The organism is Blastococcus sp. SYSU DS1024, from assembly GCF_054050795.1.
The window spans coordinates 50,303-70,541 of record NZ_JBJHAA010000009.1 but is presented as its reverse complement, the minus strand read 5'-3'; the positions used below and the strand labels follow the sequence as shown (position 1 = coordinate 70,541).

Genomic DNA, 20,239 nt, shown 5'->3' with positions numbered 1-20,239 from the left:
GCGGTTCAGGCCAGTTGCGCGGTGGCGGGGGCAGCGGTGACGGCGGTGCGGGCGCGGACGGCGACGTCGGGGTAGTCCGTGATCAGCCCGTCCACCCCGAGCGCCAGCAGCGCCACGGCGTCGCCCAGCGCGTCCCCGAGCGCGCCGGGGGACTCCCCCCGGCGCAGGTGCTCGGGCAGGAAGGCGTTCTCCGCCCGCAGCGTCCAGCAGAACACCGCCAGCTCCGCTCCGTGCGCCTGGTCCACGATGTTCGGGGTCCCGGTCAGCGCGTGCTCCGCGGCGTCGGCCAGGACCCGCTCCCGGTTCGGCCCGATCCCTTGCGCGTAGGTGGAGACCTCCCGCAGCCCCGACGGGGTCACCATGGCGTCGCCTCCGAGGTCGTCCTCGACCAGCTGCACCATCCGGGGGCCGTCCTCACCCAGGCGCGTGCGCAGCTCGCGCAGCACCGCTGGGTCGAACGACTGCAGCACCACGGGGCCGTCGGCGCGGTCGGCACCGAGCCGGCGCAGCTCGTCGGCCACCAGAGCGGCCATGGAGGCCCCCGGGGCGGGGCACCGCTCGGGGTGCTTGAGCTCGGCGAGCACGCGGATCGCGCGCCCGGCGGTCGAGCGGCAGCGCGCCAGCTCGATCACCTCGGCCAGCGTCAGGATGCCGTAGCGGCCGTCGTAGGCGGTGTTGAGCGGCCGCAGCGACGGCATCCGCTCGATCGCGCGGAGCGTCCGCAGCTCGGCGTGGGTGAAGTCCTCGGTGAACCAGCCGGTGCTCAGCTGGCCGTCGACCAGCTTGGTGGTCCGGCGGTCGGCGAACTCCGGGTGCTGGGCCACGTCGGTGGAGAGCGACAGCTCGTTCTCGTGCCGGACGACGAGCACGCCGTCGCGGCTGAGCACGACGTCGGGCTCGATGAGGTCGGCACCCAGGTCGATGGCCAGCTCGAAGCTGGCCCGCGTGTGCTCCGGCCGGTAGGCCGGAGCGCCGCGGTGTCCGATGACGACGGGCCGGGGAAGGCGTGTCCCTGGCCGGACGGCCAGCGACTCGGTCGCGCGCATGGCACCCACCACATCTGAGTCGGGTGAATGTGGGGGGAACTGGAGGAGACGGGTTGTGCACGATCGAGCGGCCGGTTCGTTGACCAGCAGCAATTCGGACTCATCGTGACCTATATCACCTGAGGTGTCTGGGGCGGGTGGGACGGGCCCTCCGCGAGGCCCGCAGCCACGGGATCGGTAGGGTCGCCGCTCGTGCGCGTGCTGGTGATCGGCTCCGGTGCCCGGGAGCACGCCCTGTGCGTGGCTCTGCAGTCCGACCCCGCGGTGCGCGAGCTCGCCTGCGCCCCGGGCAACGCCGGGACGCGGGGGATCGCGCCGCCGCCCTCCGGCGGCGGGTCGCTCGCGGTGGCCGACCCCGTCGCGGTGGCGGCGCTCGCCCGGGAGTGGGCGGCCGACCTGGTCGTGATCGGCCCCGAGGTGCCGCTGGTCGCCGGAGCGGCCGACGCCGTCCGCGAGGCCGGCATCGCCTGCTTCGGGCCCTCGGCGCAGGCGGCCCAGCTGGAGGGCAGCAAGTCCTTCGCCAAGCACGTGATGACGGCGGCCGGGGTCCCCACCGCGCGCTCGTGGCCCGTCGGGGGCCAGGCCGAGCTGGAGACCGCGCTCGACGAGGTCGCGGCGCTCACCGGCGGCGCGCCCTTCGTGGTGAAGGACGACGGGCTGGCCGCCGGCAAGGGCGTCGTCGTCACCGCCGACCGGGCGGCCGCCGCGGCCCACGGCCGGCGGGTGCTCGAGGCCGGCGGCGCGGTCCTGGTCGAGGAGTACCTGGACGGCCCCGAGGTGTCGCTGTTCGCCGTCACCGACGGCACGACCGTGCTCCCGCTGGTGCCCGCCCAGGACCACAAGCGCCGCGACGACGGCGACGGCGGACCGAACACCGGCGGGATGGGGGCCTACGCCCCGCTGCCGTGGGCGCCGGCCGGGCTGGTCGACGAGGTGCTCGCCACCGTGCTGCAGCCGACCGTGGACGAGATGGCGCGCCGCGGCGAGACCTTCAGCGGCCTGCTCTACGCCGGGCTGGCCCTCACCTCCCGCGGCGTGCGGGTGGTGGAGTTCAACGCCCGCTTCGGGGACCCGGAGACGCAGGTGGTGCTGCCGCTGCTGGAGACCCCGCTCGGCGGGCTGCTGCACGCCGCGGCGACCGGCACCCTCGCCGACCACCCGCCGCTGCGCTGGCGGGACGGTGCGGCGGTCACCGTCGTCGTCGCCGCGCCGGGGTACCCCGAGGCGCCGCGCACCGGCGACCCGATCACCGGGGCCGAGGGCGAGGGCGTGCTGCACGCCGGCACCGCGCTCGCCGACGACGGCACGGTGCTCTCCGCCGGTGGGCGCGTCCTGGCCGTCACCGCCACCGGCTCGGACCTGGCCGCAGCCCGGCAGGCCGCCTACGAGCGGGTCGCCGGCGTCCGGCTGGCCGACGCGCACTGGCGCACCGACATCGCGCTGGCCGCCGTCGAGGGCCGCATCGCCCTTTCCGGCTAACCCGCCGCGACCGTGGGGCGGGCGCGCTCGGGCCGGGGCTCGGGCGGCCGCGGCCCCTCGTGCCGGCGGCTGAGGTAGGTGCCGGCGACGTTGACGCAGGCGACCGTGGGAACGGCGATCAGGGCGCCGAAGATGCCGCCGATGAGCAGGCCCGCGGCGATCGCCAGGACCACCGCCAGCGGGTGCACCCGCACCGCCCGGCCTAGCAGCAGCGGCTGGAGCACGTGGCCCTCCAGCTGCATGACCCCGATGACGATGGCGAGCGTGATCAGCGCGGTGATCGGGCCGTTGGAGACCAGGGCCACCAGCACCGCCACGGTGCCGGCGAGGAAGCTGCCGATGATCGGCACGAAGGCGCCCAGGAAGACCAGGGCGGCCAGGGGGATCACCAGCGGCACGCCGAGGATCGCCAGCCCGACGCCGATGCCGATCGCGTCGACCAGCGCCACCACCACGGTGGCGCGGACGTAGGAGATCAGCGTGCGCCACGAGCGCCGGGCGGCCTCGTCGAGGTAGGCGCGGGAGGCGGCGGGGAACAGGCCCACCAGCCACAGCCAGATCGACCGGCCGTCCTTGAGGAAGAAGAAGAGCGTGAACAGCGCCAGCACGATGCCGGTGACGACCTCGCCCACCGTCGCCGCGGTCGTCAGCGCCCCGGAGGCCAGGGTGTCCTGGTTGTCCAGCAGCACGTCCTGGGCCTGCTCGAGGAGGTCGGCGAGCTGGCCCTCGGAGATGGGGAACCGCCGGACGACGAAGGTCTGGACCTGTTCGAGGCCCTCGCTCACCTGCTCGGCCAGATCGGCGAAGCCGGCGGTGAACCGCTCGACGACCAGCGTGATGATCCCGGCCACCACGGTCAGGCCGACGAGCAGCATCGTGGAGGCGGCCAGCGAGGGCGGCCAGCCCCGCTTGGCGAGCCCCGCGGCGCCGGGTTGCAGCAACGCCGACAGCAGCAGCGCCACCAGGACCGGGACGATGACGACGGCGATGTGCGCGGCGGCGGAGAGCAGCACGTAGAAGCCGGCGATCACCACGATCAGCCGCCAGGACCAGGCGGCCGCCGTGCGCAGCCCGAACGGGACGTCGTCCTCCGCGTGGGCGGGGTGGGCGGCTGCCGGCGACCCGGCAGGGCGCGGCCCGGCCCCCTCGGGGGAGCGGGCGTCAGGGGGGCCGCTCACCCCGCCGGGACCGACCACGCCGTCCAGGTCCGGGGCGCCGGGGGCCGGGCTGCCCAGGGGCGGGCTCGCGGCGCCGGCGTCGTCCGGCCGGCCGCTCGGGTCGTCGGGCGCGGGATCGTGCCGGATGCCGACCGGATAGGGATCGGGCGGCCCGTGGTGGTGGTGCCAGGCGTGCGGATCGTGTTCCCGGGCGGCGCGGATGCGCTCGCGGGCGCGCGCGGCGAGATCACGGGCGCGACGCCGCATCGATCACCTCCGGTAGGGGCCGTTCGTGATCACGCTAGCCCTACGGGAGACTGTCCCCGTGCTGCGACGAGCTGACCGGTGGCGGGCGGTACCCGCATGATCGAGCGCTACACCCTTCCGGACATGGGCCGGGTCTGGAGCGACGCCCACAAGTACGAGCTGTGGTGCCGCGTCGAGACGCTGGTGCTCGAGGCGCACGCCGCGGCGGGCCGCGTCCCGGCCGACGTCGTCGAGCCGGTGCGCAACGCACCCCCGCCCACCGCCGAACGGGTCGCCGAGATCGAGGAGACGACGCAGCACGACGTCATCGCCTTCCTCACCGCGTGGGCCGATAGCACCGAGCCCCGCTCGGCCGCGGCGTTCGTGCACCACGGCATGACGTCGTCGGACCTGCTGGACACCGCGCTGGCCGTGCAGCTCACCGAGGCCACCGACATCCTGCTGGCCAAGGCCGACCGGCTGGTGGCGGCGCTGCGCGACCACGGCCTGGCGCACCGTTCGACGATCAAGGTGGGCCGCACCCACGGCGTGCACGCCGAGCCCGTCGTGTGGGGGCACCGGGTCGCCGACCTCGCCTTCGCCGCCGCCCGGTCGCGGGACCGGCTGCGGGCCGCCCGCGAGCGCGTCGGCGTCGTCGCCATCTCCGGCGCCGTCGGCACGTACTCGCTGATCGACCCGTCGGTCGAGGTCGTCGTCGCCGAGGCGCTGGACCTGAAGCCCGCCGACGCCTCCACCCAGGTGGTGCTGCGCGACTCGATCAGCGAGTGGGTCTCCTCCCTCGCCGTGCTGGCGACGGTGTGCGAGGCGGTCGCCCTGGAGGTCCGGCACGGCCAGCGCACCGAGGTGCGCGAGCTCTCCGAGGCGTTCGGTTCGGGCCAGAAGGGCTCGAGCGCCATGCCGCACAAGAAGAACCCGATCCGCTCCGAGCGCATCGCGGGGCTGGCGCGGGTGGTGCGGGCGGCGATCGTGCCGATCATGGAGGGCATCCCGCTCTGGCACGAGCGCGACATCTCGCACTCCTCGACCGAGCGGGTGTTCCTGCCCGACGCCGCGATCACCACCGACTACCTGCTGCACCTGACCGCCGGGCTGGTGGAGAACCTGGTGGTCGACGCCGAGCGGATGCGCGCCAACCTCGAATCCACCGGCGGGCTGATCTACACCTCGTCGGTGCTGCTGGAGCTGGTGGAGAGCGGGCTCTCCCGCGAGGACGCCTACGCGCTGGTCCAGTCGGCGGCGATGGAGACCTGGAACTCCGGTGTCCCGTTCCGGTCGACGCTGCGCGATCGCGCGGCCGCCTCGGACGTGACGCTGGACGAGGCGCGGCTGGACGAGATCTGCCGGCCGGAGAGGTACGTGGCCAACCTCGGCCCGCTGTTCGACCGGCTCGCGGCGCTATCGTGAGCGTGGACCTCCCGCTGGTCGCCCGCGGCAAGGTGCGGGAGATCTACGACGCCGGCTCCGACCGGCTGCTCCTGGTGGCGTCGGACCGGATCTCCGCCTACGACCACGTGCTGCCCACGCCGATCCCGGACAAGGGGCGGGTGCTCACCCAGCTCTCGGTGTGGTGGTTCGAGCAGCTGACGCCGGTGCTGGCCTCGTTCGGGGCCTCGCACCACCTGGTGTCGGCCTCGGACGTGCCCGCGTCGGTGGCCGGCCGCGCGATGCTGGTCCGCCGGCTGGAGATGCTGCCGGTGGAGTGCGTGGCCCGCGGCTACCTCTCCGGCTCGGGCACCAAGGAGTACGAGCGGACCGGGTCGATCCGCGACGTCGCCCTGCCGACCGGGCTGGTGGAGGGCTCGCGGCTGCCCGAGCCGGTGTTCACGCCGTCGACCAAGGCGGAGGTGGGCGAGCACGACGAGGCGATCGACTTCGCCGCCGTGGAGGCCGCCGTCGGCGCCGACCGGGCCGAGGAGCTGCGCGAGCTGACGCTGGCGCTCTACCGGCGGGGTGCGGAGATCGCCGCCGACGCGGGCATCGTGCTGGCCGACACGAAGTTCGAGTTCGGGGTGGCCGGTGGGTCGCTGGTGCTCGGCGACGAGGTGCTCACCCCGGATTCGTCCCGGTTCTGGCCGGCCGACACCTGGTCGCCGGGCGCGGTGCAGCCCTCGTACGACAAGCAGTTCGTGCGCGACTGGCTGACGTCGTCCGGCTGGGACCGCGTCTCCGAGCCGCCGGAGCTGCCCGACGACGTCGTCGCCGCCACCCGCGAGCGCTACGTGACCGCCTACGAGCGCCTCACCGGCCGCCCGTTCGCCTGACCCCACCCTGGCGAGATCTGCACACTGGCCCCATCAGCGCCGCCGCAGGGGCCAGAACGCAGATCTCGGGGCTGTCTGTGGACAGCTGCCGCGCCGTGCGCCCGACGGCGGCCACCATCGCCCGGTGCCTGCGCGTCCTGCTCCCTCTCGACTCACCGGCCCGGCGACGCGTGCCATGGCGGCGGCAGCCGGGATCAGCGGCAAGCAGCTCCGGCATCGAGACGTCGTCCGGCTGTCGAGGGACACCTACGTCCCCCGCGCCGCGGTGGACGACGTCACCGTCCCGGTCGAGGCGGTGCTGCTGACCGCCCCGCCCGGTGCCGTCGTCAGCCATCGGACCGCGGCCGCGGTCTGGGGACTGGACATCCCCCTCCAGCGGGACGACGAACGGGTGCACCTGACCGTCGCCACGGGCTCGGCCGTTCGTGCCAGGGCCGATCGTTGCATCCACCGCTGCCCCCTCGTCCCCGGCGAGGTCGACCAGCGCCTCGGCTTCCACCTGACCACCCCGCGGCGGACCTGGCGCGACCTCGCCGCGACGCTGCCACCGGCTGCTCTCCTCGCGGTGACCGACCAGGTGCTCGCCGCGTGGTGCGCGCCCGCCGACCTGGAGGAGCAGTTGGCGCTGCGGCCGGCGGGGAGGGGCTCCGCGCGGGCGCGGGCGGTGCTCCCGGTCGCCGACCCGCGGGCGGAGTCGCCCATGGAGTCGGTGCTCCGGTGGCTCCTCCAGGCCGCCGGGGTGCCGGCTCCGCTGCTGCAGCACCCCGTCCGCACGCCGGACGGGGAGTTCCGCGCCGACCTGGCCTGGCCGGAGCACCGGGTCCTCGTCGAGTTCGACGGCGATCTGCACCGCGACCGCGCGGTGTTCGTCCGGGACCTCCGGCGTCAGAACGCGCTGGTCGCCGCCGGGTGGACGGTGCTGCGCTTCAGCTCGGCGGACGTCCTCGGGCGCCCCGACGAGGTGGTCGCCCAGATCCTCCGGGCGCCGGGGGCGGGGGAGCGGTGGACGGGTCCCGGTACCCTCGTCGGCGTGTCCCGGGTGGTCGTCGACGTCGTCCTGAAGCCAGAGATCTCCGACCCCCAGGGGCAGGCGGTCCTGGGAGCGTTGGGCCGGCTCGGCCACGACTCGATCAGGAGCGTCCGTCAGGGCAAGCACTTCGTGCTCGAGGTCGACGGGACACCCGACGAGGCCGAGCTGAAGCAGATCGCCGAGACGCTGCTCGCCAACCCGGTCATCGAGGACGTCGAGCTGCACCTCCCCACCGACTGAGAGAGACCGCTGTGCGCATCGGTGTCATCACCTTCCCGGGCTCCCTGGACGACGTCGACGCCGCGCGCGCGGTGCGGCTCGCCGGCGGTGAGCCGGTCGCCCTCTGGCACGCCGACCACGACCTGTTGGACGTCGACGCCGTCGTCCTCCCCGGTGGCTTCTCGTACGGCGACTACCTGCGGGCCGGCGCCATCGCCGCCCGCTCGCCCCTGATGCAGGACGTCGTGGCCGCGGCGAACGGCGGCATGCCGGTGCTGGGCATCTGCAACGGCTTCCAGGTGCTCTGCGAGGCCGGGCTGCTGCCGGGGGCGCTGACCCGCAACAGCCACCTGCACTTCCGCAACCGCGACCAGGTCCTGGTCGTCGAGCGCGACGACACCGCCTGGACGCAGGACTACGCGGTCGGCCAGCGCATCGTCATCCCGGTCAAGAACGGCGAGGGGCGGTACGTGGCCGCCGACGCCGACCTCGACCGGCTGGAGGGCGAGGGCCGGGTGGTGTTCCGCTACGAGGGTGGCAACCCGAACGGCAGCTCCCGCGACATCGCCGGGGTCACGAGCGAGAACGGCCGGGTGGTCGGCCTCATGCCGCACCCCGAGCACGCCGTCGAGGACCTCACCGGGCCGTCGACCGACGGGCTCGGCTTCTTCACCTCCGTCCTGAAGGCGGTCGTCAGCGCATGAGTGAGTCGGCAACGGCGGGGCTCTCCGACCTGGACACCGGGCCGGGCCGGCTCGCGAACCGGCTCGACACCGTCGAGCTGGCGGCGAGCACCCCGGACGACGAGCAGCCCTACGCCGAACTGGGCCTCAAGGCCGACGAGTACGCCCGGATCAAGGGCATCCTCGGCCGCCGCCCCACCACGGCGGAGCTCGCGATGTACAGCGTGATGTGGAGCGAGCACTGCTCCTACAAGAGCTCGAAGGTCCACCTCCGGCAGTTCGGCGACCTCCCGCCCAGCGATGCGCTGCTGGTGGGCATCGGCGAGAACGCCGGTGTGGTCGACGTCGGTGACGGCTACGCGGTCACCTTCAAGGTCGAGAGCCACAACCACCCGAGCTACGTGGAGCCCTACCAGGGCGCGGCCACCGGGGTCGGCGGCATCGTCCGCGACATCCTCACCATGGGCGCCCGCCCGATCGCGGTCATGGACAGCCTCCGCTTCGGCCGCGCCGATGCCCCCGACACCGCCCGCGTGCTGCCCGGCGTCGTCGCCGGCGTCGGCGGCTACGGCAACTGCCTGGGCCTGCCGAACATCGGCGGCGAGGTGCTCTTCGACGACTGCTACGCCGGCAACCCGCTGGTCAACGCGCTGTGCGTCGGCGTCATGAAGCACGAGGACGTGCGGCTGGCCAAGGCCGAGGGCGTGGGCAACAAGGTCATCCTGTTCGGCGCCCGCACCGGCGGCGACGGCATCGGCGGCGTCTCCGTCCTCGCGTCCGAGACGTTCGACGCGGAGGGCCCGGCGAAGCGCCCGAGCGTGCAGGTGGGCGACCCGTTCACCGAGAAGCTGCTCATCGAGGCCTGCCTGGAGATCTTCGCCGCCGACCTCGTCACCGGGATCCAGGACCTCGGCGGCGCGGGCCTCTCCTGCGCGACCAGCGAGCTGGCCAGCGCCGGCACCGGCGGCATGCACGTCGACCTCGACACCGTCCCGCTGCGCGACAGCACCCTGACGCCCGCCGAGATCCTGATGAGCGAGTCGCAGGAGCGGATGTGCGCGATCGTCGAACCGGACAAGGTCGACGCCTTCCTCGCGGTCTGCCGGAAGTGGGACGTCCTGGCCACCGTCATCGGTGAGGTGACCGACGGCGACCGGCTCACCGTCGACTGGCACGGCGAGCGGATCGTCGACGTCCCGCCGCGCACCGTCGCCCACGAGGGCCCGGTGTACGAGCGCCCGATGACCCGCCCCGCCGACCTCGACGCCCTGCGGGCCGACGACCCGGCCCGGCTGCCGCGGCCGACCACGCCCGAGGAGCTGCAGGCCCACTGGCTGGCCGTCGTCAGCAGCCCGGACGGCGCGGACAAGACCTGGGTCACCGAGCAGTACGACCGCTACGTCCGCGGGAACACCGTGCTCGCCCAGCCCGACGACGCCGGCGTGGTGCGCATCGACGAGCAGACCAACCGGGGCATCGCGCTCTCCCTCGACGGCAACGGCCGGTACGCGCGCCTGGACCCCTACACCGGCGCCCAGCTCAACCTCGCCGAGGCCTACCGCAACGTGGCCGTCTCCGGCGCGAAGCCCCTCGCCGTCACCAACTGCCTGAACTTCGGCTCCCCGGAGAACCCCGAGGTGATGTGGCAGTTCGCCGAGGCCGTGCGCGGCCTGGCCGACGGCTGTCGCGAGCTGGGCCTGCCGGTCACCGGTGGCAACGTCAGCCTCTACAACCAGACCGGCGACGTGGCGATCAACCCGACCCCGGTCATCGGTGTGCTCGGTGTGCACCAGGACGTCCGCACCCGGGTCTCCGCCGGCTGGCGGGCGGCCGGGGAGACGGTGCTGCTGCTGGGCACCACCCGACCGGAGTTCGGCGGCTCCGCGTGGGCGAGCGTCGTGCACGACCACCTCGGAGGCCGCCCGCCGGCGGTCGACCTGGCCGCTGAGCGGGCGCTGGGCGACCTGCTGGGCGCCCTCGGCCGCGAAGGCCTGATCGGCTCCGCGCACGACCTGGCAGACGGCGGCCTGGCCCAGGTGCTGACCGAGTCTGCGCTGCGGTACGGCGTCGGCGCCGCGCTGGACCTCGGTGAGGATCCCTTCACGGCGCTGTTCAGCGAGTCCACCGCCCGGGCGGTCGTCACCACGTCCGATCCGGGTGGCGTGAAGACCACCGCCGAGTGGGCGGGCGTGCCGGTCACCGAGCTCGGGACGACAGGGGGCGACTCGCTCGCCGTGGCCGGCCTGCCGGAGCTGCCGCTGGCCGAGCTGCGCGCCGCCTGGACCGCCACCCTCCCCGCGCTGTTCGGGGCGCCGGAGGTCACGGTCGGTTCCGTACCGGCGGGCACCGTCCCCACGTCCTGATGCCGGCGCCCATCCCGGCCGAGGAGCTGCGGGCGGTGGTCGACCCGGTGCGGGCCTGGCTGGCGGGTGAGGCGGAGCAGCCGCCCCGGGCCGTCGTGGGTGCCGCGGTGAAGACCAGCGCGCGGTGGCTGGCGCAGCAGGTGCCGGGCCGCTCCGTCGAGCTGCGGGTGCCGCCGCACGTCGCGGTCCAGTGCGTCGAGGGGCCACGGCACACCCGCGGCACCCCGCCGAACGTCGTCGAGACCGACGCGGCGACCTGGCTCCGGCTGGCCACCGGGCAGCTGGGCTGGGACGAGGCCGTCGCCGGGGGGACGCTGACCGCGAGCGGCAACCGCGCCGACCTGTCCGCCCTGCTCCCGCTGCGCCCCCTGTCGCCCTCCGGGCGACACCGCGGCGATTTGTGCACATAACGCCGCACCGGGACTCCTGTGGCTGCAGTTTGTGCACATGACGCCGCACGGGGGCTGCCGTGGCGGCGCTTTGTGCACATAACGCCGGGAACGACGACGGCGGGGACCCCCGGAGGGATCCCCGCCGTCGCGGGCGTTCAGGTGGATCAGCCGCCGAAGAGCGCGCTGGCCGCCTTGATCGTGTTGTACAGGCCGTAGGCCAGCGGGACGCCGACCAGGGTCCACGCGAAGGCGATCAGGCCCACCGGAGTGTGGGTGGTCGGCTGCTCGCCGGTCCGGGATGCGGGGGTGCTCATCGGATGCTCCGTTCGGGCTCGGCGGCGGTGGTGGGGATGTCGGTCTGCTTGGGCTCGAAGTACTTCTCCGACACCGGCTTGATCAGCAGGTTGGCGACGAAGCCGACGGCCAGCAGGCCGACCATGATGAACAGCGCCGGCCGGTAGTCACCGGCGACGAGCTCACCCGGGGTGCCGCGGGCGTCGAGGACGCCGTTGACGATCAGCGGGCCGGCGATGCCGGCGGCCGCCCACGCGGTCAGCAGCCGGCCGTGGATGGCGCCCACCTGGTAGGTGCCGAAGAGGTCGCGCAGGTAGGCCGGGACCGTGGCGAAGCCACCGCCGTAGAAGCTGATGATGATCGCGGCGGTGACCACGAAGATCCAGGTCGCCGTGCTGCCGAGGGTCGCCAGGATGACGTACAGGACGATGCCGACGCCCAGGTAGACCATGTAGATCGGCTTGCGGCCGATGTAGTCCGAGGTCGAGGACCACACGAACCGGCCCGCCATGTTGAACAGCGAGAGCAGGCCGACGAAGCCTGCGGCCGTGGCGGCCAGGACCGTGGAGGTCGCACCGGTGCGGAAGAAGTCCTGGATCATCGGCGCGGCCTGCTCGAGGATGCCGATGCCGGCGGTGACGTTGCAGAACAGGACGGTCCACAGCAGCCAGAACTGCGGGGTCTTGATCGCGTTGTTGGCCGAGACGTTCTCGGTGGTGACCAGGGACTTGGCCTTGACGGTCGACGGGTCGAAGCCGTCGGGCCGCCAGTTGGCCGCGGGCACGCGGATGATGAACGCGCCGAACATCATGAAGACCAGGTAGATCAGGCCGAGGGTGAGGAACAGACCCGCGACGGCGTTGCCGCTGGGCACCGTGCCGGCGACGGCCGGGTCGTAGTTCGGGTCGTACCAGTTCATCAGCTGGCGGGACAGCGGCGAGGCGATGAGCGCACCGCCACCGAAGCCCATGATCGCCATGCCGGTGGCCAGGCCCGGGCGGTCGGGGAACCACTTGATCAGCGTGGAGACCGGCGAGATGTAGCCGATGCCCAGGCCGATGCCGCCGAGGAAGCCGTAGCCGAGGTAGAGCAGCCAGAGCTGCTCGGTGTAGATGCCGAGCGAGCCGACGAGGAAGCCGGACACCCAGAAGACGGCCGAGGTGAACATGGCGGCGCGCGGGCCGTTCTTGTCCACCCAGGTGCCGAACACGGCGGCCGAGAGACCGAGCATCACGATGGCGATCGAGAAGATGATCCCGATCTGGGTGAGGCCCGTGTCGAAGTGCTCGACGAGCGCCACCTTGTAGACACTGGTCGCGTACGCCTGGCCGATGCACAGATGGACGGCGAGCGCCGCCGGCGGGATCAGCCAGCGGTTGAATCCTGGCCGGGCGACGATGCGCTCGCGTGCCAGGAAGCTGGGTACTGCCACGGGGTGTACCTCCGGGGACGGGAACCGGTGCGTCCGGACGGACACGACCGGGACGCGCCCTGTGATATGGGTCGCTATCGGCTCGCACCGTACGTGTCCCTCTGTGCTGTCGCGCGCTCAACATGCAACTCGTGATCCGCGCGTGACCACCCGTCCGCAGGGTGGAAGGGGCTCGGCCGGCCGCTGCGCGTCCGCCTAGGGTGCAGGCATGGCGTACGAGGTGCAGGGCGTGGTCGCCCGCGGCAAGGGACAGCCCGTCACGGTCGAGACCATCGTCGTGCCCGATCCGGGCCCGGGTGAGGCGGTCGTGGACGTGCAGGCCTGCGGGGTCTGCCACACCGACCTGCACTACCGCGAGGGCGGCATCAACGACGACTTCCCCTTCCTGCTGGGCCACGAGGCGGCCGGCGTCGTCTCGGCCGTCGGTGAGGGCGTCACCAACGTCGCCGTCGGCGACTACGTGGTCCTCAACTGGCGGGCCGTGTGCGGCGAGTGCCGCGCCTGCCGCAAGGGTGAGCTGCAGTACTGCTTCAACACGCACAATGCGGCGCAGAAGATGACGCTGGCCGACGGCACCGAGCTCTCGCCGGCCCTGGGCATCGGCGCCTTCGCCGAGAAGACCCTGGTCCACTCCGGTCAGTGCACGAAGGTCGACCCCGCCGCGCCCCCGACGTCCGCCGGCCTGCTCGGCTGCGGCGTGATGGCCGGCGTGGGTGCGGCGATCAACACCGGCGGCGTGCAGCGCGGCGAGACCGTGGCCGTGTTCGGCTGCGGCGGCGTCGGTGACGCCGCGATCGCCGGGGCGAAGCTCGCCGGGGCGACGACGATCATCGCCGTCGACATCGAGGACCGGAAGCTGGAGTGGGCCAAGCAGTTCGGCGCCACCCACACGGTCAACTCGAAGGAGACCGACGCCGTCGAGGCGATCAAGGCGCTCACCGGCGGGTTCGGCGTCGACGTCGCGATCGACGCCGTCGGCCACCCGAAGGTGTTCGAGCAGGCCTTCTACGCCCGGGACCTCGCGGGCCGGGTGGTCATGGTCGGCGTCCCGACGCCGGGCATGGAGGTCACCCTGCCGGCGATCGAGATCTTCGGCCGGGGTGGATCGATCAAGTCCTCCTGGTACGGCGACTGCCTGCCCAGCCGCGACTTCCCGATGCTGGTGGACCTCTACCTGCAGGGCCGCTTCGACCTGGACGCCTTCGTCTCCGAGACCATCGGTCTGGGCGACGTCGAGCAGGCGTTCGAGAAGATGCACCACGGCGAGGTGCTGCGCTCGGTCGTGGTGTTCGACAAGTGAGCGCGCCCCGCATCGACAAGGTCGTCGTCCCGGGTGTGTTCTCCCTGGACGGGCAGGACTTCGACGTCGAGAACAACGTGTGGCTCGTCGGGAACGACGACGAGGTGCTGGTCATCGACGCCCCGCACGACGCCGCACCGATCGTCGAGGCGATCGGCGGCCGGAAGGTCACCGCGATCGTGCTGACCCACGGGCACAACGACCACATCACCGCCGCGCCCGCGCTCCGCGAGGCCACCGGCGCCCCGATCTGGTTCCACCCGATGGACCGGATGCTGTGGGACGTCGTGCACCCCGACAGCGCGCCCGACCGCGACCTCCTGGCCGGCACGCGCTTCACGGTGGCCGGCGCCACGCTCACCGCGTTGCACACCCCGGGTCACTCGCCGGGGAGCACCTGCCTGCACGCGCCGGACCTGAACACGGTCTTCACCGGTGACACGCTGTTCTGCGGCGGTCCGGGAGCCACCGGACGCTCGTTCAGCGACCGCCCGACGATCGAGCACTCGATCCGCTCGGAGCTGTTCACCCTCCACGGCGACACCGTCGTGCGGACCGGGCACGGCGACGACACCACCATCGCCGCGGAGCTCCGCACCGTCGGCTGAACGACGCCCCTGGTTCCGGGGGACGACGCCGCCCGCTCACCTACCGGTGGTGTCGTCCCCCGCCGGACGCCGACGCTTGCTGCCGGACCCGCTCTTGGCCTGGGACCCGTCCTTGGCCTGGGACCCGTCCTTGGCCTGGGACCCGTCCTTGGCCCCGGGCCCGTCCTTGTCCTGGGACCCGCCCTCGGTCCCGGAACCGCCCTTGGCCTCGGGCCGACCCTTGCGGGGCTGCGGGCTCGTCCGCTCGAGGTTCTGCCGGATCGCCGCCACGTCGAGTGCGAGGTCCTCGAGGGCCTCCACCGCGCGCGTGGCCAAGGCGAACGTCAGGTTCTCGCGCTGCTCCCTGGGGCTGGGCTCGCGATGCCGCTGTGCGCTTCCGGAATCGCGGGCGGAGGACTCGCGCATCCGGCGCGTCGCCTCCGACCACGGGTCGTCGGTGCTCCGCGCATCGCCGAGCAGATCGCGCAGCATCCGCTGCGCCATCGCCAGGAAGTCGCCCGGGTCGGGTCGGTCGTTCGCCATCGTCTTCCTCCTCCGGCGGTGGGGGACGCGGCCGGTGGGGAAACGTGCGGGACCCCCCTGGGGTTCCCGTCAGGCCGCGACGCGCCGCTGTGCGGAGGCGAAGCCGAGCCAGGTGTGCCGGTTGCCGGCCCAGCACCAGCCGACCTTGGGTGCTCCCCGCCGATCGCGGCCGTCGCGCCCGGTGCCGTTGCTGATCCACAGCGCCGGCGTGCGGGAGTCGAGGCGGCCGTCGGCCCTGCGCAGCCGGGAGCCGATCGTCATGAAGCAGGCGTTGCGGGCCAGGGCCTCCGGGCACTGGAGCAGCCAGTGGACGCCCTCGCCGAGCGTGAGCGGCGTCCGGCCGGCACCCAGGATGGCCGACAGTGCCTCGTCCGGGCTCCGGTCTCGCCACTGGTCGCCGCGCTCGACCCCGCTCACGGCGTAGACCGGGGTGGCGGGCAGCTCGACCGACTCGACGGGTGCGAAGGCGTCGAGGTCGGTCATGTCCGCGACGACGAAGCCGGGCTTGCCGGCCAGCGTCATGAGCGGGGCGAGCCCCGACACCGGTGCCCGATCGGGGTGCACCACCAGCAGGGCGCCGTGGGCCAGTCCGCCGGCCGCGGCGCGCAGCTCGGCCGCGGTCACGCCGGCGATCTCGGGTACGCCGAGGGTGATCAACCGCTCGGCCTGGGCCGCGGCCGGGGGAGAGGGGCGAGGAGCGTGGGCACGGACGGACCTCCGGGGCCGGTGGGAACCGTCCGACAACGCGCTGCCCGGATACCTGGTTCCCGCCCGCCGGCCCCTCGACCAGCGGCGACACGCCCGTGGGGTGACGCGGCCCACCCGCTCGGCTCTCGGTTCGGTGGCGGGCGCCGGTACGCTCGACCCCGTGCCTCGCGGTGATGGACGGCTGACGCACGACCTCGATCCCCAGTTCCCCGGACCTCAGGACGCCTGCGGCGTCTTCGGTGTCTGGGCGCCGGGGGAGGAGGTCGCGAAGCTGACCTATTTCGGTCTGTACGCGCTCCAGCACCGCGGTCAGGAGGCGGCGGGGATCGCGGTGTCCGACGGCGCCTCGGTCGTCGTCTACAAGGACCTCGGGCTGGTCAGCCAGGTCTTCGACGAGCCGACCCTCGGCAGCCTCCGCGGCCACCTGGCCGTCGGTCACACCCGGTACTCGACGACCGGGGCCTCCACGTGGGAGAACGCGCAGCCGACGTTCCGCACCACCGAGGCGGGCACCGGCCTGGCGCTCTGCCACAATGGGAACCTGGTCAACACCGCCGAGCTCGCCAGCAAGGCGGCCGACGCCGGTGTCCCGGGAGCCTTCGTGGCCACCAACGACTCGGACCTGGTCACCGCGCTCATCGCCTCGTACCAGGACGTCTCGGTCGAGGCGGCGGCGATGGAGGTGCTGCCGCAGCTGCGGGGCGCCTTCTCCATCACCTTCATGGACGAGGACACGCTCTACGCCGCGCGCGACCCGCAGGGCGTGCGCCCGCTCGTGCTCGGCCGGCTCGAGCGCGGCTGGGTCGTGGCCAGCGAGACCGCCGCGCTCGACATCGTCGGTGCCTCCGTGGTGCGCGAGGTCGAGCCCGGCGAGCTGATCGCCATCGACGAGAACGGCCTGCGCAGCCAGCACTTCGCCCCGGCGGAGCCCAAGGGCTGCGTCTTCGAGTACGTCTACCTGGCGCGACCCGACACCACGATCTCCGGACGCAGCGTGCACGCGGCGCGCGTGGAGATCGGGCGCCGGCTGGCGAAGGAGCACCCGGCCGACGCCGACCTCGTCATCCCGGTGCCCGAGTCGGGCACCCCGGCGGCGGTCGGCTACGCCGAGGCATCGGGCATCCCCTACGGGCTGGGCCTGGTCAAGAACTCCTACGTGGGCCGCACGTTCATCCAGCCCAGCCAGACCATCCGGCAGCTGGGCATCCGGCTGAAGCTCAACCCGCTGCGCGACGTCATCCGCGGCAAGCGCCTCGTCGTCGTCGACGACTCGATCGTGCGCGGCAACACGCAGCGCGCACTGGTCCGGATGCTGCGCGAGGCCGGCGCGGTCGAGGTGCACGTCCGCATCGCGTCGCCGCCGGTCAAGTGGCCCTGCTTCTACGGCATCGACTTCGCCAGCCGGGCCGAGCTGATCGCCAACGGTCTGGACATCGAGGGGGTGCGGGCGTCGGTCAACGCCGACTCGCTCGGCTACGTCTCCGAGCAGGGGCTGATCGCGGCCACGGAGCAGCCGGTCAACCGGCTGTGCACCGCCTGCTTCACCGGTGAGTACCCGATCCCGCTGGGCGCTCCGGAGGTGCTGGGCAAGCACGTCCTCGAGGGGATCGGCCAGCGTGCGGTGAGCGGCTGGACCGGTCAGCAGGCCGGCAGCGCCGCGGTGCCCGGTGGCGCCGAGGACGCGCTGAGGCGGCCGTGAGCCGCGGGAGCGACGCCGGGCAGTTCACCTACGCCGCCTCCGGCGTCGACATCGACGCCGGCGAACGTGCCGTCACCCTCATGAAGGCCGCCGTCGAGCGGACCAACCGGCCGGAGGTGGTCGGCGGGCTCGGCGGCTTCGCCGGCCTGTTCGCCCTGGACGTGCAGAAGTACCGGCGGCCGCTGCTGGCGTCCTCGACCGACGGCGTCGGGACGAAGATCGCCCTGGCCCGGCAGCTGGACCGGCACGACACGGTGGGCATCGACCTGGTGGCGATGGTCGTCGACGACCTGGTCGCCTGCGGTGCCGAGCCGCTGTTCCTGCAGGACTACGTGGCCTGCGGGAAGGTCGTGCCCGAGCGGATCGCCGCGATCGTCACCGGCATCGCGGCCGGGTGCACCCAGGCCGGCGCCGCGCTGGTCGGCGGCGAGACCGCCGAGCACGGCGACCTCATGGACGCCGACGAGTACGACCTGGCGGCCACCGCCGTCGGGGTCGTGGAGGCCGACGCCGTCCTCGGCCCGGAGCGGGTGCGCAGCGGCGACGCGGTCGTCGCGATGGCCTCGTCCGGCTTCCACTCCAACGGCTACTCGCTGGTGCGCCGCGTGGTCTCGGCGGCGGGGCTCGACCTCAGCGCCACCCCCGCGGGCCTCGACCGGCCGCTGGGCGACGAGCTGCTCGAGCCCACCCGCATCTACGCCCGCGACTGCCTGGCGCTGGTCGAGGAGCTCGGCGTGGAGGCGGTGCACGCCTTCGCGCACATCACCGGCGGCGGGCTGGCCGGGAACACCGCGCGGGTGGTGCCGCCGGGGCTGCGGGCGGTTCTCGACCGCGGTACCTGGGCGCTGCCGGCCGCGGTCCGGTTGATGGAGGAGCACGGCGTGCCGCGGGCGGAGTCCGAGCGCGCCTTCAACTGCGGCGTCGGCATGGTCGCCGCGGTCGCGCCGGAGCAGGCGGACGCCGCGGTCGCACTGCTCACCGCCCGGGGCATCCCCGCGTGGGTCGCCGGAACCGTGCGCGAACAGACGGAGCAGGCGCCCGTGGCGGAGCTCGTCGGCACCTACCGCTGAGCGGGACCCCCTCCGGAGCCGGAGGGGGTCGACGACGCGTTGCACGGCACGGGTACGACGCCGCGGCCCCGACACGGAGCCGACGCCACGACACCGCTGCCCCGAGGGGCCGCGGTGTCGTGGTGTCGACGGATCAGGTGCCCGAACCGCCGGTCAGCGGCTGGCCGCCCAGTCGTCGTCCGAGTCGTCGTCCGCCCAGCGGTCGGCGTACTCGTCGTCCTCGTCCTCGTCATCGTCCTTCGCCGCGCTGGGCGCGGTGTAGGACGACGACGAACCGGCCAGCTCGCGCTGCAGCGCGGTGAGGTCGGTGTTGGGTGAGCTGTACTTGAGCTCACGGGCCACGCGTGTCTGCTTGGCCTTCGCTCGGCCGCGCCCCATCGGCTCGACCCCCTCATTACGGAGTGCGGAGGCCCAGCCAAGCGGCTGATGCGGCCCGCATGGCGACCCCGACTGAGTGACTATGTCTCGGACAACATTACGACACGGATCGGCGACGGGCACACGCCCTCCCCCTCGGGAGGTGCGCGCGCCGTCCGCCGGTCAGCGCGGGAGCCGGATCGTGCCGAGCCGGCCGACCGAGCGCATCCGCTCCTCGGCCAGCCGGTCGGCGGCCACGGCGGGGGAGATGCCCTCGGCGTCGGCGAGCGCGAACACCCGCAGCGCGACGTCGAAGATGCCCGAGGCCTTGGCCCGCGCGCGGTCGAACGAGAAGCCGTGCCGCTCGTCCTCCACCTGGATCACCCCGCCGGCGTTGACCAGGAAGTCGGGCGCGTAGAGGACGCCCCGCGCGCGGAGCCGCTCGGCCGCCCCGGGGCTGCCCAGCTGGTTGTTCGCCCCGCCGCAGACGATCCGGCCCGGCAGCGCCTCCACCGTCTCCTCGTCCAGCGCCCCGCCCAGCGCGCAGGGCGCGTAGACGTCGTGCGGCGTGCGCACGAGGGTGGCGGTGTCGGCGACGGCCCGCACCTGGGGGTGCCGGGCCCGCACCCGCTCGACGGCGCCGGGGTCGACGTCGGTGACCACGACGTCGGCGCCGTCCTGCACGAGGTGGTCCACCAGCCAGGAGCCGACCTTGCCGACGCCGGCGACGGCCACGGTCCGCCCGCCCAGCGCGGGGGTGCCCCAGCAGTGCTGGGCGGCGGCCCGCATGCCCTGGAAGACGCCGTAGGCGGTGAGGACGGAGGAGTCGCCGCACCCGCCGTAGGCCTCCGAGCGGCCGTGCGCGTACCGGGTCTCCCGCGCCACGACGTCCAGGTCGGCGTTGTACGTGCCGACGTCGCAGGCGGTGAGGTAGCGCCCGCCCAGGGACTCCACGAACCGGCCGTAGGCCCGCAGCAGCGCCTCGCTCTTGTCGGCGCGCGGATCGCCGATGATCACGGCCTTGCCGCCGCCGAGGTCCAGGCCGGCCAGGCTGTTCTTGTACGACATGGCGGCCGACAGCCGCAGCACGTCGGCCACCGCCGCGTCCTCGCTCGGGTAGGGGTAGAAGCGGGTGCCTCCGAGCGCCGGCCCGAGGGCCGTGGAGTGGATCGCGATGATCGCGCGCAACCCCGAACCGGGATCGCTGCAAAAGACGACCTGCTCATGACCGGATGCCAGCACGTCCACGACGCCGAGCCTAGGCCGACCGGGCGTCGCCCGGTCGGTGCGAAGTGGCCGGTCGGTGCCTCCGGCGGCACCGGCGGCAGGCGGGCGGGGCATGATCCTGGGCG

At 73.6% G+C, this 20,239-nt stretch carries 19 protein-coding genes; 11 read left to right on the top strand and 8 right to left on the bottom strand.

Going from position 1 to position 20,239, the window contains the following annotated elements:
• Positions 1-5: 5 nt before the first annotated feature.
• Positions 6-1,046, bottom strand: coding sequence for a glycerophosphodiester phosphodiesterase family protein (locus ACI79S_RS10480; RefSeq protein ID WP_456593367.1), 1,041 nt, complete (start codon positions 1,044-1,046; stop codon positions 6-8).
• Between the two features lie 192 nt (positions 1,047-1,238).
• Between ACI79S_RS10480 and purD the strand changes: the two genes are divergently transcribed.
• Positions 1,239-2,525 (top strand): phosphoribosylamine--glycine ligase, encoded by a 1,287-nt coding sequence (gene purD / locus ACI79S_RS10475; protein WP_456593366.1) that lies wholly within the window; start codon positions 1,239-1,241, stop codon positions 2,523-2,525.
• On the opposite strand, the gene ACI79S_RS10470 is transcribed toward purD, so the two are convergent.
• Entirely contained in the window at positions 2,522-3,949 is a 1,428-nt protein-coding gene (locus ACI79S_RS10470; RefSeq protein WP_456593365.1) for an AI-2E family transporter, read from the bottom strand. The two genes, purD and ACI79S_RS10470, sit on opposite strands and share 4 nt — an antisense overlap.
• Positions 3,950-4,045: 96 nt before the next feature.
• On the opposite strand from ACI79S_RS10470, the gene purB reads away from it, so the two are divergent.
• From purB to ACI79S_RS10440, 6 genes are all read left to right on the top strand, one after another.
• On the top strand, positions 4,046-5,353 hold the full coding sequence (purB, locus tag ACI79S_RS10465; RefSeq protein ID WP_456593364.1) for an adenylosuccinate lyase: 1,308 nt from the start codon (positions 4,046-4,048) through the stop codon (positions 5,351-5,353).
• 2 nt (positions 5,354-5,355) lie between these two features.
• A complete protein-coding gene (locus ACI79S_RS10460) occupies positions 5,356-6,210 on the top strand; it encodes a phosphoribosylaminoimidazolesuccinocarboxamide synthase (RefSeq protein WP_456593363.1) in 855 nt (284 codons plus the stop codon).
• Positions 6,211-6,334: 124 nt separating this feature from the next.
• Positions 6,335-7,480: a phosphoribosylformylglycinamidine synthase subunit PurS gene (gene purS, locus ACI79S_RS10455; protein ID WP_456593362.1), complete on the top strand. Its 1,146-nt coding sequence runs from the start codon at positions 6,335-6,337 to the stop codon at positions 7,478-7,480.
• A gap of 11 nt (positions 7,481-7,491) precedes the next feature.
• Positions 7,492-8,163 carry a phosphoribosylformylglycinamidine synthase subunit PurQ gene (purQ, locus tag ACI79S_RS10450; RefSeq protein WP_456593361.1) on the top strand — a complete coding sequence of 224 codons (672 nt, stop codon included), beginning with the start codon at positions 7,492-7,494 and terminating at the stop codon, positions 8,161-8,163.
• Positions 8,160-10,505, top strand: a complete 2,346-nt coding sequence (purL, locus tag ACI79S_RS10445) for a phosphoribosylformylglycinamidine synthase subunit PurL (RefSeq protein WP_456593360.1) — start codon at positions 8,160-8,162, stop codon at positions 10,503-10,505. The genes purQ and purL overlap by 4 nt, the downstream gene beginning before the upstream one ends.
• On the top strand, positions 10,505-10,915 hold the full coding sequence (locus tag ACI79S_RS10440; protein ID WP_456593359.1) for a sterol carrier family protein: 411 nt from the start codon (positions 10,505-10,507) through the stop codon (positions 10,913-10,915). Before purL ends, ACI79S_RS10440 begins: the two co-directional genes overlap by 1 nt.
• Before the next feature lie 146 nt (positions 10,916-11,061).
• On the opposite strand, the gene ACI79S_RS10435 is transcribed toward ACI79S_RS10440, so the two are convergent.
• Complete coding sequence (locus ACI79S_RS10435; protein WP_456593358.1) at positions 11,062-11,211, bottom strand: MFS transporter small subunit; 150 nt, start codon at positions 11,209-11,211, stop codon at positions 11,062-11,064.
• Positions 11,208-12,623, bottom strand: coding sequence for an OFA family MFS transporter (locus ACI79S_RS10430; RefSeq protein ID WP_456593357.1), 1,416 nt, complete (start codon positions 12,621-12,623; stop codon positions 11,208-11,210). Before ACI79S_RS10430 ends, ACI79S_RS10435 begins: the two co-directional genes overlap by 4 nt.
• Positions 12,624-12,831: 208 nt before the next feature.
• Between ACI79S_RS10430 and ACI79S_RS10425 the strand changes: the two genes are divergently transcribed.
• Both ACI79S_RS10425 and ACI79S_RS10420 read left to right on the top strand, forming a co-directional pair.
• A complete protein-coding gene (locus ACI79S_RS10425) occupies positions 12,832-13,923 on the top strand; it encodes an S-(hydroxymethyl)mycothiol dehydrogenase (RefSeq protein ID WP_456593356.1) in 1,092 nt (363 codons plus the stop codon).
• Complete coding sequence (locus ACI79S_RS10420; RefSeq protein ID WP_456593355.1) at positions 13,920-14,531, top strand: MBL fold metallo-hydrolase; 612 nt, start codon at positions 13,920-13,922, stop codon at positions 14,529-14,531. Before ACI79S_RS10425 ends, ACI79S_RS10420 begins: the two co-directional genes overlap by 4 nt.
• A 36-nt stretch (positions 14,532-14,567) precedes the next feature.
• Here the strand turns inward: ACI79S_RS10420 and ACI79S_RS10415 are convergent, their stop codons facing one another.
• Both ACI79S_RS10415 and ACI79S_RS10410 read right to left on the bottom strand, forming a co-directional pair.
• Positions 14,568-15,053 carry a hypothetical protein gene (locus ACI79S_RS10415; RefSeq protein ID WP_456593354.1) on the bottom strand — a complete coding sequence of 162 codons (486 nt, stop codon included), beginning with the start codon at positions 15,051-15,053 and terminating at the stop codon, positions 14,568-14,570.
• 69 nt (positions 15,054-15,122) lie between these two features.
• Positions 15,123-15,710, bottom strand: a complete 588-nt coding sequence (locus ACI79S_RS10410) for a DUF5701 family protein (protein ID WP_456593353.1) — start codon at positions 15,708-15,710, stop codon at positions 15,123-15,125.
• A gap of 211 nt (positions 15,711-15,921) precedes the next feature.
• On the opposite strand from ACI79S_RS10410, the gene purF reads away from it, so the two are divergent.
• Together purF and purM are read left to right on the top strand one after the other, a co-directional pair.
• Positions 15,922-17,460 (top strand): amidophosphoribosyltransferase, encoded by a 1,539-nt coding sequence (gene purF, locus ACI79S_RS10405; RefSeq protein WP_456593352.1) that lies wholly within the window; start codon positions 15,922-15,924, stop codon positions 17,458-17,460.
• Positions 17,457-18,530 carry a phosphoribosylformylglycinamidine cyclo-ligase gene (purM, locus tag ACI79S_RS10400; RefSeq protein WP_456593351.1) on the top strand — a complete coding sequence of 358 codons (1,074 nt, stop codon included), beginning with the start codon at positions 17,457-17,459 and terminating at the stop codon, positions 18,528-18,530. Before purF ends, purM begins: the two co-directional genes overlap by 4 nt.
• Positions 18,531-18,683: 153 nt before the next feature.
• Here purM and ACI79S_RS10395 read toward each other — a convergent pair whose 3' ends face one another.
• Together ACI79S_RS10395 and ACI79S_RS10390 are read right to left on the bottom strand one after the other, a co-directional pair.
• Positions 18,684-18,908, bottom strand: coding sequence for a DUF3073 domain-containing protein (locus ACI79S_RS10395; protein ID WP_456593350.1), 225 nt, complete (start codon positions 18,906-18,908; stop codon positions 18,684-18,686).
• Between the two features lie 162 nt (positions 18,909-19,070).
• Positions 19,071-20,135, bottom strand: coding sequence for a Glu/Leu/Phe/Val family dehydrogenase (locus ACI79S_RS10390; RefSeq protein WP_456593349.1), 1,065 nt, complete (start codon positions 20,133-20,135; stop codon positions 19,071-19,073).
• Between the last annotated feature and the right edge of the window lie 104 nt (positions 20,136-20,239).

Bases quoted from the DNA above. Each gene is read 5' to 3' on its own strand.
- ACI79S_RS10440 (WP_456593359.1), top strand. From the start codon at position 10,505: ATGCCGGCGCCCATCCCGGCCGAGGAGCTGCGGGCGGTGGTCGACCCG.
- purL (WP_456593360.1), top strand. From the start codon at position 8,160: ATGAGTGAGTCGGCAACGGCGGGGCTCTCCGACCTGGACACCGGGCCG.
- ACI79S_RS10470 (WP_456593365.1), bottom strand. From the start codon at position 3,949: ATGCGGCGTCGCGCCCGTGATCTCGCCGCGCGCGCCCGCGAGCGCATC.
- purB (WP_456593364.1), top strand. From the start codon at position 4,046: ATGATCGAGCGCTACACCCTTCCGGACATGGGCCGGGTCTGGAGCGAC.
- ACI79S_RS10425 (WP_456593356.1), top strand. From the start codon at position 12,832: ATGGCGTACGAGGTGCAGGGCGTGGTCGCCCGCGGCAAGGGACAGCCC.
- ACI79S_RS10415 (WP_456593354.1), bottom strand. From the start codon at position 15,053: ATGGCGAACGACCGACCCGACCCGGGCGACTTCCTGGCGATGGCGCAG.
- ACI79S_RS10395 (WP_456593350.1), bottom strand. From the start codon at position 18,908: ATGGGGCGCGGCCGAGCGAAGGCCAAGCAGACACGCGTGGCCCGTGAG.
- ACI79S_RS10435 (WP_456593358.1), bottom strand. From the start codon at position 11,211: ATGAGCACCCCCGCATCCCGGACCGGCGAGCAGCCGACCACCCACACT.
- ACI79S_RS10480 (WP_456593367.1), bottom strand. From the start codon at position 1,046: ATGCGCGCGACCGAGTCGCTGGCCGTCCGGCCAGGGACACGCCTTCCC.